Here is a 15,384-nt window from a genome sequence, read left to right as displayed (position 1 = left end):
ATGGAAGTTTTAAATCGCTACGGAGGCTCATTAAATATAATCATCATAAGTCGTATCAAAGGTGATATTAATAAAGGAATTATAAGAAAAGCTTTAGATTTAGTTCAATCTAATTATCCCTATCTAGATTATCGAATTGTAGGTACTTTAGATAATTTATATTTTACTTCTAAAAAAATCCATAAAATTCCTTTAAACACTCTTTACCTAGAGGAAGATATTGTTTTAAATAATCTTATTTTAAAAGAATTAAATACTCCATTAGAAAGTAACAAATGTCTGTTGAGATGTTTATTTATTTTAAATAAAAAAGAACCGGAGATAAAATATCTAATCACGACTATACATCATGCTATATCAGATGGATTATCATCTGTGAGACTTCAAGCAGAGATATTTAATTATTGTCAAATTATTGCTTCAGAAAACCAATTAGAATTAAATTCTAATTTATCTATAGTATCTCCCCTCTTATCCTTAAATAATTCCTTTGTTCAACAATGGATTAAAAATCAAATAAATATAATTAATAGTATTTGTTTTTTGGCTATGCTTAGAATCAAGATGTTTGTCTATCAGATACAATCATTAAAATCTGAAAAAAATGTAGCTATTGAGTTACGTACTTGTGGAATAACTCAACGATATTTATCTCCAGAACATACAAAAAAATTGATAAAACTATGTCAACTAGAAAAGACAAAAGTTCACGGAGCTTTATGTTCAGCGATGTTGATTGCAGTTGCCAATAAGATCAGGGAAAATAATTTTAGACAAGTGAATATTTCCTGTGCTTCCTATATAGATTTACGGCGTAGAATTAAACCAGAAATTTCCCCGGAAAAGATGGGAATGTTCATCTCATTTTTAATATCTTTTCATACCTTAAAATTAGAAATTTCATTTTGGGAATTAGCCAGAGATGTTACTCGACAAATTAATAAAGGGTTAAATAGAAAAGATATGTTTAAACCTTTATTAGTACTACCCAGAATTATAGCAAATTTCTTGGTTAATTCGGAGACAAGTTTCGCAACAGTTTCAGTCACAAATATTGGTAAAATTAAGCTTCCTGAAATTAAAGGAAAATTAACTTTAGAAGAAATCAGTTTTGTTCCGTCTAATGTTGTTTTTGATAAGATATTTACAGTTGCTGTTACAACATTTAATGAGAAAATGACTCTTAATTTTACTGTTTCCCAACCTTCTATTAGTCAAGAAATATTAGAATTACTAGCTGATGATGTAATTTATTCTTTGACTGAAGTATGTAATAATATTAATAATTAAACTTAACTTGATTGGAATAGACTAGAAATTTAGTTTATAACAAAATAGCCAGCCGTCTTTTAAGCAGCAAAACTACCAATGATTTCCACAACGTCAATCCGGTTTAAGACAACTCCATCGCTGCTTCAGCAGTAATACTATTGATTGTGCTACATAGTTAGTTAAGGAGTAATTGCATACATAATTTATTCATGGTAATTTATTTCTATAGCCAACATCGATAATAGTTAAGGTATATTCTCTTCAATTTAGGCACAATTTTGGTACATAAGTCCATACTTTTAGTTCTATATCAGGAGATGCTGGGGTTAACTTATTCATAAGTAATGATGATATTCTTCTTTTTCTAAAATAGAATTTTAAGCTTTTTATAAAATTTGACTGATAGATATTTACATAGATGAGAATTTATACCCAAGTCATGACGAACTAAAATAGTAAAGCAATAATTATATTATGATCATAAATTTCATATTATGGCTATAATAGACACTAAAACTCCATCTATGACCGATCAACAGACTTATCTCGACGAAATTCCCAATGATGTAGAAATGTCCTTATTTGACCATCTTGAGGAATTGCGTAAACGGATTTTTTATGGATTAATTGCAGTTGTTATTGGAATAATTGGCTGTTTTATTTTTGTAAAACCCTTAGTGCAATGGTTGCAGTTTCCGGCTCAAGATGTTAAATTTTTGCAATTAGCTCCAGGAGAATTTTTTTTTGTATCGATCAAAGTTGCTGGATATAGTGGATTTTTGATATCGAGTCCCTTTATTCTCTACCAAATTCTTCAATTTATTTTACCCGGTTTAACCCGTCGAGAGCGTCGTTTATTAGGTCTTGTCGTTTTAGGTTCAAGTGTTTTATTCTTAGTTGGATTAGCTTTTGCTTATTGGGCATTAATTCCTGCTACATTACAGTTTTTTATCAATTATGGAGCTGATATTGTTGCACAGTCTTGGTCAATTGATCGCTATTTTGAGTTCATTTTACTATTGATGTTTAGTACTGGGCTTGCTTTTCAAATTCCTATTATTCAATTAATTTTGGGTTTTCTTGGAGTTGTTTCTTCAAAACAAATGCTTAAAGGATGGCGTATAATTGTTTTAAGTTCTGTTATTTTGGGAGCTGTTTTAACTCCTTCTACCGATCCGTTAACCCAATCTTTATTAGCTACCGCTGTGTTAGGGCTATATTTTGGCGGAGTTGTAATATTGAAGTTAACAGGAAATTGATAGTTGATAGTTAACATTTTCAGTTAAAGTAATCAAAAATTATAAAAATTAGTAAATTCTGTATTTAATTTTATGTCTATTAACTTTTTGAAAATATTTAATTTTTTTAGATTATAATCATAGTTTGCAGATGGGGTTACTCATTAACTTTAAATTAGGACGAAATCGATTTGTCTTTTATAAGATTGATATTGAGGATAACTAAGACAAAATTGCTCTTAACTGTAAACGATAAACTTAATTTATTATTTACCTAAAGGAATAAATTTTAAATTACCAATTTAAAATAAATAGACACAGTAGCAAAGATTTTAGTTGCTGTTCTTAGATAAACTAAACGGACTTGAGATAAAATTATTTATTAATTAACTATTGATTAATCTCCTCAAAATAACCTTGTATGGCAAGAATATAGTAATGGTCTGGTCATCAAGCATAGAGAAGGTTAGAAAACACAATATTGTTATTTAATACAAAAAAGTTTTTTTACATAACCTAATAATCCAGTTAAATAAATAACTCCTATAATCTTAGTAAGATTATCAAAAATAGCCTTCATCATGTTCATTTAATAGTAGATTACTAAAACCGAACCATTAATATCTTTTTTTAAACCCCTCTCATATCAGCTGGAAAATAAGGTTATATTGTGATAATAACTGGTTTAAAAATTGTTCTTTTTATTAAGTCTATTTATCTTGATGCAATATATAAATTTTAGATGCTTTTTCATAAATCTATCAACCTCAACTTTTGGCAGTAAATTGGGGTAATTCATTCCATAATCTATAATTTTTCTAAATTAACGGCTTGTATTGAGATAAAAATATTGGGGAATGATCTGTATTTTTTCCCAAGCAGTAATTGCATGATAAAGCTTTTCTGCCATTACCTTATTAGATTGCTCCGTTAGATGGATAGTGTCATAGAACATCGGAGTAGGAAAAGAAGAATTACTCTGGTAAAAATTAATGACTTTTACATTTGTTGGAAATGCTTTAGCCAAGTCTTGACTTACTTTTACTAATTCACTATAAGCTTGAGGAAAGTTTTTAAGATAATCCTTTCCCAAATGATTGAGAATAGCCTTTTCTTCAGCTGAAAGTTTATCCATACTACGAGAGGTAATTTCTGGTTGAATGGCTAACACAACAGGAATTCCCCATCGTGCAGATAACTTAATTAACTGTTTATGATTTTCTCCATAACGGTTAACCCGACGTTTCAATTCTTCAATATCATGAGGCAAATAGGACTTGAGAGATTTACCATCATTATTAAGAGCTAAACTAGTTTGGTCTAAAGAAACAGAAGATTGAGGGGTAAAAGAATTGAATGTTTTCATTAATGCTGTACTTTCTAGCCATTGAGTAAAAGAAAAATCTAAAGAATCACGAAAATAACCCTTGGCATCGGCTAAAAAATCGTCAATATAGGGGATATCAGCTTTAGGTTGACTACTTTGTAACATCAAATCTCCATAACCATCCAAGACCACAATTAGATCTGGTTGATAAAGTAGAATTCTCAGGGCTAATTTAGCTAATTGATTTCCTGAAGTATATCCTGGGACCGCGGCATTAATAACTCGATAATTACCCTCACGAATTTTAGGGGGTAATTTTGTTAATTGTCGTCTAGTGGGGGCAAAGAACGGAAAAATATCAGGACGGTATTGAGCCGGAGAACTTTTTTGTTGTTTAACTCGTTGTTTAAGACGAGCTTCAAGGTAATGGCTAATGGTAGCCTGATTATTAGCATTCAACTGTCCAAAAGCAGTAGACCCTCCTAAAATAAAAATCCGAATTTCATTCTCTGGTTTTGCTAAGGGTAGAGGCTCACTATCACGTACCCCTTGTTCATTGATTTGCCAAAATTTTCCTTTTTGAGGACTTATGAGTTCATAACCTAGGGTAGGACTGCGCTTAACTACTAAATCTCCTCCGTCAGTCAATCCTTCTATTGGTTGTTTATTAGCGGTCAGAAAGTTAAGCTGATAGGCTCTTATTAAAGGTGACTTACCATCTATATTGTTATCTTTACCTGTTATTCCTAAATAAGCTTGAGCTAAAAATTCCAAAAGGATAATTAAAAGGGGGCAAGCAAGAAGTAGAAAAAATAAGAAAATTTTAGGGAAGCGATTGGGCTTTTTATTGTAGGAATTGTTGTAATAGGAACTGGAAGAACTAGTTTTCTTAAGTAAATTCAACATTTGAAAATTTTCCTCTAAGAAATAAGGGCATAAATTTTGTGATTAAACCTTAGTAGTGGATCAGGGTCATTATCTAGCATGTAATCTAGGGTATCCTGGTTGAAATTCAGTTATAATCGTCGTCTTAAGGTATTTGAGATGTAAACTTCATGGTATACAGATTGCTGTTTGTCTGTCTTGGTAATATTTGTCGCTCTCCGGCAGCGGAGAATATTATGAACCACCTAATCAAAGAAGCGAATCTAGAAGATCAGATTATTTGTGATTCGGCGGGAACATCAAGTTACCATATTGGCGCCGCCCCAGATCGTAGAATGAAATCTGCTGCACTGAATCGGGGAATTGAGTTTCGGGGTAGGGCTAGGCAATTTGATTGGTTCGACTTTAAACAGTTTGACCTGATTTTAGCAATGGATCAAGAAAATCATCAAAATATTTTAGCTCTTGATTCTCAAGGAGTGTATAAGAATAAAGTCCGTTTGATATCTGAGTTTATGACACAATACAACGAAAAACAAATTCTTGACCCTTATTATGGAAATCAAGCAAGGTTTGATAAGGTAATTGATTTATTATTAGATGCTTGTGGAGGATTATTAGAAGAAATTCGTCGAAATCATCTTTATCCTTAATGAGCATTATAAATGAGGTTTTTTCAACCCAATCATAGGGGGCGATACGACAGTTAGAACACTCTCCATGTCTTAGACTTTTATCCGTCCGGTATATCTCTGCAAGCAATCATCAACACTAGGTAAGCTATTCTAGAATTATCTTAATTGTAGGGATAACATAGTATCACGATCAATGAAACGACTACTATCAATTTCTATCTTATTGAATAGATAAAAATCACTTAAACTGTTAGGTAATCGCCCATTGTAGTTCATAAATAAATTAAGGCTAATGTCTCTGATTAGTGTTTGTATTGAAATTGTAATAGAGTTTGATTTAAAGTAACTCTTGAGCATCATTGTTCACAACAATTTACTTGAGAATCTTTATCTTTTCTGAAAACTGAGGAAGAGTATCCCAAAGTTGTAACTGTTGGCTTTCTTCAGACGAGTTATCTTCCTTCTCTTTGATTATATGTAATCAAAGAGATATTTTGACAAAAAATTAGACACTCCGTTTAGAGGTAAAATTAACCCTTTTAAGTGCGCTTCATAAAAGATGAAAAGAAGTTAACTTTCTAGGTTGTACCATGAATTTAAGATGAATACTTTTCTAAAGAATTGCATAGGTTTTATGTATGAAACAGGTCAGCCATTATTGCGGCCTTTACGTTCTGACATATATCAAGTAAAGTAATTTCACAACATTTTAAAGTTTTTAACAAAACCTTCTTACTCATAAGACTTGAATTTCTCTTGAAACATATGAAACGATTATCTCCGGGATTAGCTCTAACGAGTGTTAGCTTGCTCCTATCCGTATTTTGTAACAATATAGTTGAAGCGTCGGGAGACTCAAACGGTAGGATAAAATTTTCTCCCAATACCTCTAACCGGTATAAACTGAAAAATCCTCAAATATCTACAGGTTATATTTGGCCAACTCAGGGGCGAATGACTTCTGGTTTTGGAATACGTTACGGCAATATGCACGAAGGAATTGACATTGCAGGACCAATGGGAACCCCGATTTTTGCAGCCGCTACCGGAGTAGTGATTTCAGCCGGATGGAATTCTCAAGGCTACGGAATTTTGGTAAAATTACGTCATCCTGACGGTAGCATCAGTTTTTACGGACATAACCGTCGGCTTTTAGTTCGTCGCGGACAACAAGTTGAACAAGGACAACAAATTGCTGAAATGGGAAGTACTGGCAATAGCACTGGGCCCCATTTACATTTTGAAATTCACCCTAAGGGAAAAATGCCGGTTGATCCTATTGCCTTTTTACCTGAACCTGATGGGGTCACTAATGTTCGTAGAAATCCTCGCACTCGTCCTTCACAGTTAGAAGTTCCTAATAGTAGATTGCCTAGGATGGGCAATAGAGAATGGCGAGTTGAGGACTAGAATTTTAGGTGAATGATTGTATTGGGATGGAATTGATCTATTTTCGTTTAACAATAAGTCAGTAACTCTAAATAAGGATTAAAAAATGAATGAGAGAACTCATTCATTTTTTAATCCTTATTTTTGTCTCTTTTTTGAAATTTACATATTTTTTCGGAACTTAATTTAAATTTTATTTTTCTTTTGAAATCCTAAATGATTATCAGCTCTCATGAATTACTATTTTCTTAATAGTTCCTAACATAGTGTTGTTCATTTATGTTTAATTGCTTAATCAAAAATAGATCCAGTAAGACTGTGAAGAAAACTTGTGAATCCAATTAAAAGCGGTCGTTTTATACTATAGAATTTGGGAAAATACTCTTTAAAGTAGATTAAACCTGTTTTATTTTAGTAGTATTATGGTTGGTTCAGCTACAGTTATTTATTTTCTTTCTAATTACCAAGAATAAAAGACGATTTTGAGTCTTTTATCCCCAGCTTATACTCAGTTTATTGCGTATCTAGAGTAGTCCATGAAGGTTATTGATACAAAACCTAATCCTCAAATTCCAGTTAAGTCTAATAATCAAGTGTCTATCTGTCACAGGAATCTTTCTCAGAAAAAGCATCATCTCTAATTATTTCCCTGTCTTCTGTCACTCCTATTCCTATTCCAAATCGATCACCAACTTCTTCGCCCTAGGTTTGTATCTCACTCAATATTGGGTAAAAAACTTTATAAGTGATCAAGTTCGGTGGCAATTTTATCAGTATTGACTGCCATAAAAAATTCTGCCTACAAGTTAGTGGGATTATTCAAATAAAACACATCATCTCTCTATCTTCTTTACTCAATAATGGTATTAGCCAGTGTTTCTTGCTTAAAGAGTCTATTGAAATAAGTGGTTGTATATTGATGGAAGTACAAAATTAGAAAGTAGTTATTTATCCTAAGGGGCAAACACGCTATCTTGAAGTAGAGTAAAAATTTTAAATTAGTTAATAGTTGTATGAATATTTTTGAAAATTTCAGTCAATTTCTCGAAACACAACTTGAAGAATTCCTCAGGAATAATCCTCATCTAGAGTTACAAGCTTTTCTGGAACAACTACGAGAACAGGAAAAAGAAACGCTAAGATTAATTATTGAATTAGAAAAACAAAAAAAATACTTAGAAAATAATATTTTGACTGTGGCTCAAGATATTCAACGGTGGCACCGAAGAATTGCTAAAGCTATAGCAGTCGGACGTTTAGATTTAGCAGAACCTGCCCAACAAAGAGAAGCAACTTTATTGCGTCAAGGAAATCAGCTTTGGGGACAAATGCAAGGGGCAAAACAACAAATAATTAAAACTAAAGAACTACTTCGTCAAATTCAAAAACGTAAACAAGAGGTTCAAAACCAAGTTACACAAACTCAAGTGGCTTACGCCAAGGAAAATTACAGTAATATTGGTTGGAATCAAGAGATTAATTCATATTTCTACAATAAGGCTACTGATCCTCTGGAAGCTGAATTTCAAAAGTGGGAACTTGATGATGAGTTAAATAGATTGAAAGAAGATTTTTAGAGTCAGACACTTTATATTCAAAGATGTGTAATTACGACTTTTTTAGTTTCGCTATATAAAAAATTTATAGTAAAAAGGCTGAAAGTCTTACTTGATAAAGTTTTTATGGTTATAGAATTCTTTTATAACAAGAGTTTTGGAAGTTGTTGGTTACTGATAGATCATGCTCAGCCTAGAAGAGTCATAATCACCTCTCTCTACAAAGAAGAAAATGGAAAGATAAGAAGAGTATTTTCTGGTTTTTCCATGAGGGGAAGAACTAAGACTTTCAAAAAATATCAATTAAGCAATACTTCCTCGTTTTCTAAGTTCTTTATAAGATGTTCCAACGTTCTGTAACCCAGCACGGATCATTTGCTGTTCGAGTAGAGCAAAGAATCTCATTCGATCACCTCCTCTAATAACAGCTTGGTTATGGGACTCAGATAAAGCGATAGGGTAACCATAACCTTTACTGACTTGTCCTAACAAAATACCTAAAGCCTGTTCTAATAAGGGTTTATCTTTGACAACCCAAGCGGGAACTTCCACTCTGGCAATTTCTGATCCCAGATTAACGTAACAAAAATAAATCTGCTGCGCTTCCTTATATAATTCTAGAATTCGTTGAGAACTACGCCAGAAAGGACCTCGTTGGCCAGGTTCTAAAAATTGTCCCCAAAGGTTTATATCCCGTAAAGGTTTCATTACTTGACAAGGCAAATTTTTTTCTTCTGAGTCTCCACAATTAGTCAAGCAATTTGGGGTCTTAAAAGGACAAGTGTGTAACCGTAAAAAGTTTATACTCTCCACACTACGAGATGCGCTTAAATAACCTACTATAGGAATTCGTGATTTATGTAACTGTTCCCAAGCTGTTAGGATTGAGGAGAGAATGTGGTCTCGTGCTTCTTTGGGTAATCCGTTTAAAAACCAGTAGATCAACGAACCGTCCACCATTGCTAAATTAGGTTCTTGATGCGCCCCTGGGGGGTTCACCCAACGACAGGACATGTCGGCAAGAATTTCTGCTTCTAAGACGCTACGGCAATATCCTATCCATTCTTCTGTTTTAATTCCCCATTGGTTGGCGAGATAAATATCTTCTGGACGGTAATAAACTTCAGGTAGACTGTCAAGTAAAGGATGTAAATTTTGTCCATAATGAAGCATCACCCGGCCCACATTTATTAAATAACAATACGCGATTTCATGGTGAGAAGGAGAAATTTGAGAGCCATCAGTAGCAAAAACAGTATGCCTATAGGGGGGTAAAGTTAGGCTAATTCGGGTATTTAGAGGTTCGATAGGAACAGCTGCTGAAAAAAGTAGACAATCACGCCACTTCTCATATTTTTGAATTAATTCGGCTTCTTTATCGTATATTTTCTGTAAGATTTTTTTTGCTTTTTCCAATCGTACATAACTAGCATTTACTTCTTGTCGAAAATGTTGACTAATTTCAGGTATTTTTTGAAAAATTTTGTTGATATCAAGCATCTCAATAATTATAATAAATATTATTCAATAAACTGATCAATATTTCTTTATAAACAGGTACAAAAATTATAATCTTATCTATATTAAATTTTAGTTATCTATGTTCGATTACTGTTCTTTTCTTTCGCAATAAAAAAAATATGTTAAACTACTTGTAATAAAATAGGTGTTTTCATAGGGTAAAGTATGAATAAACTCTTTTATTTTGCTGGTAACTTATTGCAATAAATAAACTATATTATTTAGCTGTATCAGTAATATTACTTTCAAAAAAATTTACTATTATTCAAGAATAATCTCAGTCCTATCATAATAGGGTGTAATAAATTACAAGTTTAATAGATAACGTTTTTAAGACGAATAATATGTTTGTTATTATATTCATATATAGTTAATATATAAACTACAACTATATTAGTTTAGCTATTGTTTAATTATACATAATAAATCACTATACTATTGCTCGGATTAAAGATTGCTATTACAAATCGTTTGTTAAGTTAATTAGGTTCTTAAAAAGGGAATATGTTTAACTTTAAACATCAGCTAAATTAATTAACTAATACACGCACGAATGAATAGAGATTTAGATCAAGATTTGCTCATAACATTATTAAGCTTTTATTGCTTGATATTTTAATCATTTCCATAAAGTACTCTAGAACTAGGTACGACGAGCCAAATGAGAAAATAAAATATACTTTTATAGGTATTTTAAATAAATTGTTTCAACCTTAATTTGTCATTAATATTGATGAATCACAAGCCTCACAAGAAACAATGATTATCTATTTTTAGATTTATTTTACCTTATCCTTAAAAAGGAGGATAACTCTTCTTAGCTCGTTTTGCAAGAATTTTAATATTTAAAAAACTTTATTTTTATAAAAAAGTTTTTATAGTCGCATAATGCATTTATAATAAGAATTATAGAAGTTATTAACTGCTAATTGAACATACTTAATTTGGAAGAGTCATAACTGTAACCTTGAAGAAAAATAATGTTACACTTGAAGTCCTATGAGTAATCAAAAACAACCAATCAAAATCATTAGCAACAATCGCAAAGCCCGTTTTCTTTATGAAATTTCAGAAACTTACGAGGCGGGTATTGCATTGGTAGGAACAGAGGTTAAGTCCATTCGAGCAGGTAAAGTTAATCTGGGTGATGGCTATGCGTTAATTCAAAAAGGGGAAGCGTGGTTACTTAATGTTAATATTTCGCCTTATAAAGCTAGTAGTCAATATTTTAATCATAATCCTTGCCGGAGTCGGAAATTGTTGTTACACCGTAAAGAAATTAATCAGTTGATTGGAAAAATTGAGCAAAAAGGCTTGACTTTAGTTCCTCTCAAAATATTCCTTAGAGGAAGTTTAGTTAAGGTCAGTTTAGGTTTAGGACGAGGCAAAAAACTTCATGACAAACGAGAAACCATCAAACGCCGTCAGGATGAAAGAGAAATATCACGGGCAATGAAACAATATTAGGTATTAACAAAAGAAATCCTAAGTGTGTTTGTGTAGTACTTTTAATACCATATTTTTATACCACATTTAGCTAGCAATCAATTGTGAACCTAACTCGGTTTTGTCGCTAAAGTTGTCATTCTTTTTGTCTCCTAAGTAATTAGCCTGTTGACATAATTCAATGTATAAAGATAGCTTTTATTTGTTATTTAGACTGGCTATAATAAGATCGTAATAATCAAAAACTAAAAACTTTGTTTATGTAAAAATTTCTCAAGTAAAAAAATACATTTAGAACAAGAATATTAGAATTTATTAGCTACTAATTGATTATACATAAGTATAGAAAATACACTTTTTATTCGTTATAATGATGAGTTGTTACTACTACTCATCATTATAAGGTGTTACCATTTTTCTGATGTGATGTATGGTTTTATCAAACTTTAAGCCAGTGATTACAACTCATGGAGAATTGTCTTAAAACTATTTGTTAAAAAATAAAGCTTCTAGCAGAATAAAAGAAGTCTTGTATGTATTCTTAAAAAATTCAATAAAAAAGGTTTAAATCGACTTAAAATAATTTAAACCTTATGTACAAGCCCAAAAAGTAAAACTTAGTTAATTATATAAGAACAGAAACCTATTAAAGTTTATTAAAAAAAAAGTATTTTTTACTGTTTGAGTAAAGTGTAATCTATACTTTTTTTATTATATTTTCAGTTCATAAAATACAAAAATATTTTAGAGTACTAAAATATTAAAAGTCAGTTTAGCTTATGGTATAAATAATACATTTATATTAAGTTTCAAAAGATATATCGTACAAGATAAGCTATCGTTAAATTGAATTTAACAAATGTAAAAATACAGTTAAATAATATTTAAATCCCTAAAAAATTTAAAATAAAAATAATTGAATATATTTTGAATAGTGATATTTAGAATATATTTTTAAAAAATATTCCCATTTAATGTAATTAAAACTCCTTAAATATAGATAGTTTTAGTTAAAAATTATCTATTTAATAAAAGCTAAATCAATAAGTGAAGTGAATAGGTTTCCACTTTGTGTCTTTGTTAATTTATTAATAATTATCACTTATTTAACTAATTAGTTTGCGTCGTTGCTCGCGCTAAAGAAGAATAAAATAAAGTATTTTAAAGGTTTGCTATAGATAGAGTCACTACCACTTTTTTGGATTTGACTATGGTTTTATGGTAAATTATTAATGGAAATTAATTTTATAATTAAAGGTAATATGTTTTCTTGTTTAAGAACTAAATAGAATAATTTTATTTAATTAATTTCCATATATTTTTAAATATTATTTTAAAAATATATAGATAACTTTTTATCGGCTTAAAAGATAATAAGTATAATTTTTACTAGATTCTATCTTTACTCTATCCTAAAGTGAGTAACTTCATATATATATAAGTTATCACACTAATATAGTATAGAGATTATAGCTTCGAAGTAGAAGTACTACACTTTTTATTTTTAATTACGATAAACGCTATATTTTCAATTAAATTAGTCCACACTGCATAATTTAATTGAATTAATTTGATTGTTATTGGCTAGTTGCTAAAGGTCCAATGATCATTGCCATAAACATAAAAAAAATAGGATGAATTCTTATATTTGACTTATCCTGAGTTGATTGAACTTTCCAACCTATCGGAATGAGTCCTTCACAAAATTTATACTTTAAGTTTAATAGTCAAACTTCTAATTTTTCTAAGTTGGTGAAAACCAATAATACTTCTGATATTTTTTTAGTTGTTATGCTATCAACTGTATAGTTTTAGCTTTTATTTTTTTATTGATCAAACCTGATTGTTTATTGACTAATTCACCAACTTAAACCAATTATAAAAGACAGGAATAAAAAGATATTTACTTCGGATATTAGTTTCTTTTCTATTCAAAAATTTATTTTTTATACTAAAATAATTATAGCTAACTAATAAACTACTCAAGCCTTCAATAAACCTAACAGGAATAAACTGCTAAATAAACCAAAAATATCGGTCGTAAATATGGATAAATAAAAGTTAACATAGACAAAATTTTATATTGATATATCTAAATAACTAGAGTTTAATTTTTATATGTTAAATTCTTATTTTTTAAATAAAAAATAAACTTTACTTAAATGCTTCAGCTTAATTAATTCTTTTAAACATATCCCTATAATAATTTTATTAACTTTTATTTAATGCTATTTTATTCCTTCTAGAATATTTAATTCTATACTAGAGGTTAGTAAAAAATATAAATATAACTATTTTTCTTAAAATTGTCCAGGTTGTAATTTAAATCAACTACTTACATGTACTGAGTAATCATCAAGAATAATCACCGTATTTATTACTTTATACTTACAATGTTTTATTAGCTATATATCGCTATTTTATTTATTTTTTTACTGATTTTTCTTGTTTTTAAGTCTTAGATAATTGTTGGCTATCAACATAGGTGTTTATTTTTTTGATAGCTTTTCAAGGTATTTTATCTTTTTGCCGCAATCCTTCTAGTCCTTGAACAATCTATCTGAAAACTGCTTTCCCAATTGTGTTTTTTGATAGTCTCACCAAATCTGTAATTTCTTTAACTCTTTTTGCTATTTATTCTTAGCCATCACTTCGTATTTTCACTGGCACTATATCTAAGTTTATCTGTCAATACATAACTCCTAAATTTCTTAATTGTTCTGTATTCTTGATAAGAACTTATAACTAAAAACTCTTAACTCCAGTAAAATGACCTCAATGGTTGTTTGTTAAGGATAAATTTTTATGGGTCGTGCTGATAAAGTTATTCTTGCCTATTCTGGAGGAGTTGATACCTCTGTTTGTATTCCCTATCTCAAACAAGAGTGGGGGGTAAAAAATATAATCACCTTATCTGCTGACTTGGGACAAGGGGATGAATTAGAGACCATTCAAGCCAAAGCTATTGAATGTGGTGCTTTAGAGTCTTTGGTGTCTAACGCTCAAGAAACATTTGTCACAGACTACGGATTTCGATCAATTCAAGCGAATGCCCTTTATGAAAATCGCTATCCTCTATTCACTGCATTAGCTCGTCCTTTAATTGCTAAGCTCTTAGTAGAAGCGGCAGCAAAATATGGGGCGGATGCAGTAGCCCACGGTTGTACCGCTAAAGGAAATGATCAGGTACGCTTTGACTTAGGTATCCTCGCCCTTAATCCTGCACTAAAAGTTCTCGCGCCAGCAAGGGAATGGAACATGAGTCGGGAGGAAACTATCGCCTATGGGGAGAAATTCGGCATTGAATTCCCCGTTAAAAAATCTTCTCCCTTCAGTATTGATCGTAATCTCCTCGGACGTAGTATTGAAGCCGGTACATTAGAAGATCCAATGACCGAACCTCCCGAAGAAATCTATTTAATGACTAAAGCGATTGTAGATACTCCTGATGAGCCTGAATACATAGAGATTGGGTTTGAAAAAGGAATTCCTGTTAGTCTTAATTGTCAAATCCTCGATTCCGTGACTTTGATTAGTCAATTGAATGAAACAGTAGGTAATCATGGGATTGGTCGTCTGGATATGGTTGAAAACCGTGTTGTAGGCATCAAATCGCGGGAAATCTATGAAGCTCCTGCATTATTGGTGTTAATTGATGCTCACCGCGACCTAGAAAGTTTGACCCTCACTGCTGATGTGACTCAGTATAAACAGGGAGTGGGTGATACCTACAGTAAACTGATTTACCAAGGGTTATGGTATAGTCCTTTAAAAGAAGCTCTCGATGCTTTTATTGACCAAACCCAAGACCGTGTTACGGGAACAGTTCGGATCAAATTATTTAAGGGGAACGCCGTCATTGTAGGTCGCTACTCTGACAATTCTATTTACAGTCCGAATTTATCTACCTATGGGACAGATGATGACTTTGATCATAAGGCAGCTGAGGGGTTTATCTACATTTGGGGACTTCCTACTAGAGTTTGGGCGCAAAGGTCTAAAAGTCTAGTTGCTTCTAGAAAGTCATAATTGTCGTAAAATACATTTTTATTAGTAGGGGTTAATGATATTAGACCTCTATCATAGTTTTCATGCTAAACATTTTATTTTGTTTA

The 15,384-nt window shown here is 31.2% G+C and carries 9 protein-coding genes; 7 read left to right on the top strand and 2 right to left on the bottom strand.

Going from position 1 to position 15,384, the window contains the following annotated elements; genetic code table 11:
* Positions 1-1,290, top strand: coding sequence for a phthiocerol/phthiodiolone dimycocerosyl transferase family protein (locus tag ETSB_RS03780; RefSeq protein ID WP_171816396.1), 1,290 nt, complete (start codon positions 1-3; stop codon positions 1,288-1,290).
* Between the two features lie 476 nt (positions 1,291-1,766).
* Positions 1,767-2,531: a twin-arginine translocase subunit TatC gene (gene tatC, locus ETSB_RS03775; protein WP_044106387.1), complete on the top strand. Its 765-nt coding sequence runs from the start codon at positions 1,767-1,769 to the stop codon at positions 2,529-2,531.
* 802 nt (positions 2,532-3,333) lie between these two features.
* On the opposite strand, the gene ETSB_RS03770 is transcribed toward tatC, so the two are convergent.
* The gene (locus ETSB_RS03770; RefSeq protein WP_044106386.1) at positions 3,334-4,743 is read right to left on the bottom strand and encodes an SGNH/GDSL hydrolase family protein; all 1,410 of its coding nucleotides are present in this window, start codon (positions 4,741-4,743) and stop codon (positions 3,334-3,336) included.
* A 149-nt stretch (positions 4,744-4,892) separates the two neighbouring features.
* Between ETSB_RS03770 and ETSB_RS03765 the strand changes: the two genes are divergently transcribed.
* The 3 genes from ETSB_RS03765 (at position 4,893) to ETSB_RS03755 (ending at position 8,323) form a co-directional block, all read left to right on the top strand.
* A complete protein-coding gene (locus ETSB_RS03765) occupies positions 4,893-5,375 on the top strand; it encodes a low molecular weight protein-tyrosine-phosphatase (protein ID WP_044106385.1) in 483 nt (160 codons plus the stop codon).
* 747 nt (positions 5,376-6,122) lie between these two features.
* Positions 6,123-6,767, top strand: coding sequence for a M23 family metallopeptidase (locus ETSB_RS03760; protein ID WP_044106383.1), 645 nt, complete (start codon positions 6,123-6,125; stop codon positions 6,765-6,767).
* A gap of 992 nt (positions 6,768-7,759) precedes the next feature.
* Positions 7,760-8,323 carry a TIGR04376 family protein gene (locus ETSB_RS03755; RefSeq protein WP_044106382.1) on the top strand — a complete coding sequence of 188 codons (564 nt, stop codon included), beginning with the start codon at positions 7,760-7,762 and terminating at the stop codon, positions 8,321-8,323.
* Positions 8,324-8,605: 282 nt separating this feature from the next.
* Here ETSB_RS03755 and ETSB_RS03750 read toward each other — a convergent pair whose 3' ends face one another.
* Entirely contained in the window at positions 8,606-9,802 is a 1,197-nt protein-coding gene (locus ETSB_RS03750) for a DNA double-strand break repair nuclease NurA (protein WP_044106381.1), read from the bottom strand.
* Positions 9,803-10,822: 1,020 nt separating this feature from the next.
* Here ETSB_RS03750 and smpB point away from each other — a divergent pair.
* Both smpB and ETSB_RS03740 read left to right on the top strand, forming a co-directional pair.
* Positions 10,823-11,290 carry an SsrA-binding protein SmpB gene (smpB, locus tag ETSB_RS03745; protein WP_044106379.1) on the top strand — a complete coding sequence of 156 codons (468 nt, stop codon included), beginning with the start codon at positions 10,823-10,825 and terminating at the stop codon, positions 11,288-11,290.
* A 2,784-nt stretch (positions 11,291-14,074) separates the two neighbouring features.
* On the top strand, positions 14,075-15,298 hold the full coding sequence (locus ETSB_RS03740) for an argininosuccinate synthase (protein WP_044106377.1): 1,224 nt from the start codon (positions 14,075-14,077) through the stop codon (positions 15,296-15,298).
* Positions 15,299-15,384 lie beyond the last annotated feature (86 nt).

Origin of the sequence: cyanobacterium endosymbiont of Epithemia turgida isolate EtSB Lake Yunoko (genome assembly GCF_000829235.1) — a bacterium.
Classification (GTDB): domain Bacteria; phylum Cyanobacteriota; class Cyanobacteriia; order Cyanobacteriales; family Microcystaceae; genus Rippkaea.
The sequence above is the reverse complement of the archived record's forward strand: the minus strand, read 5'-3'. Positions and strand labels throughout refer to the sequence as shown.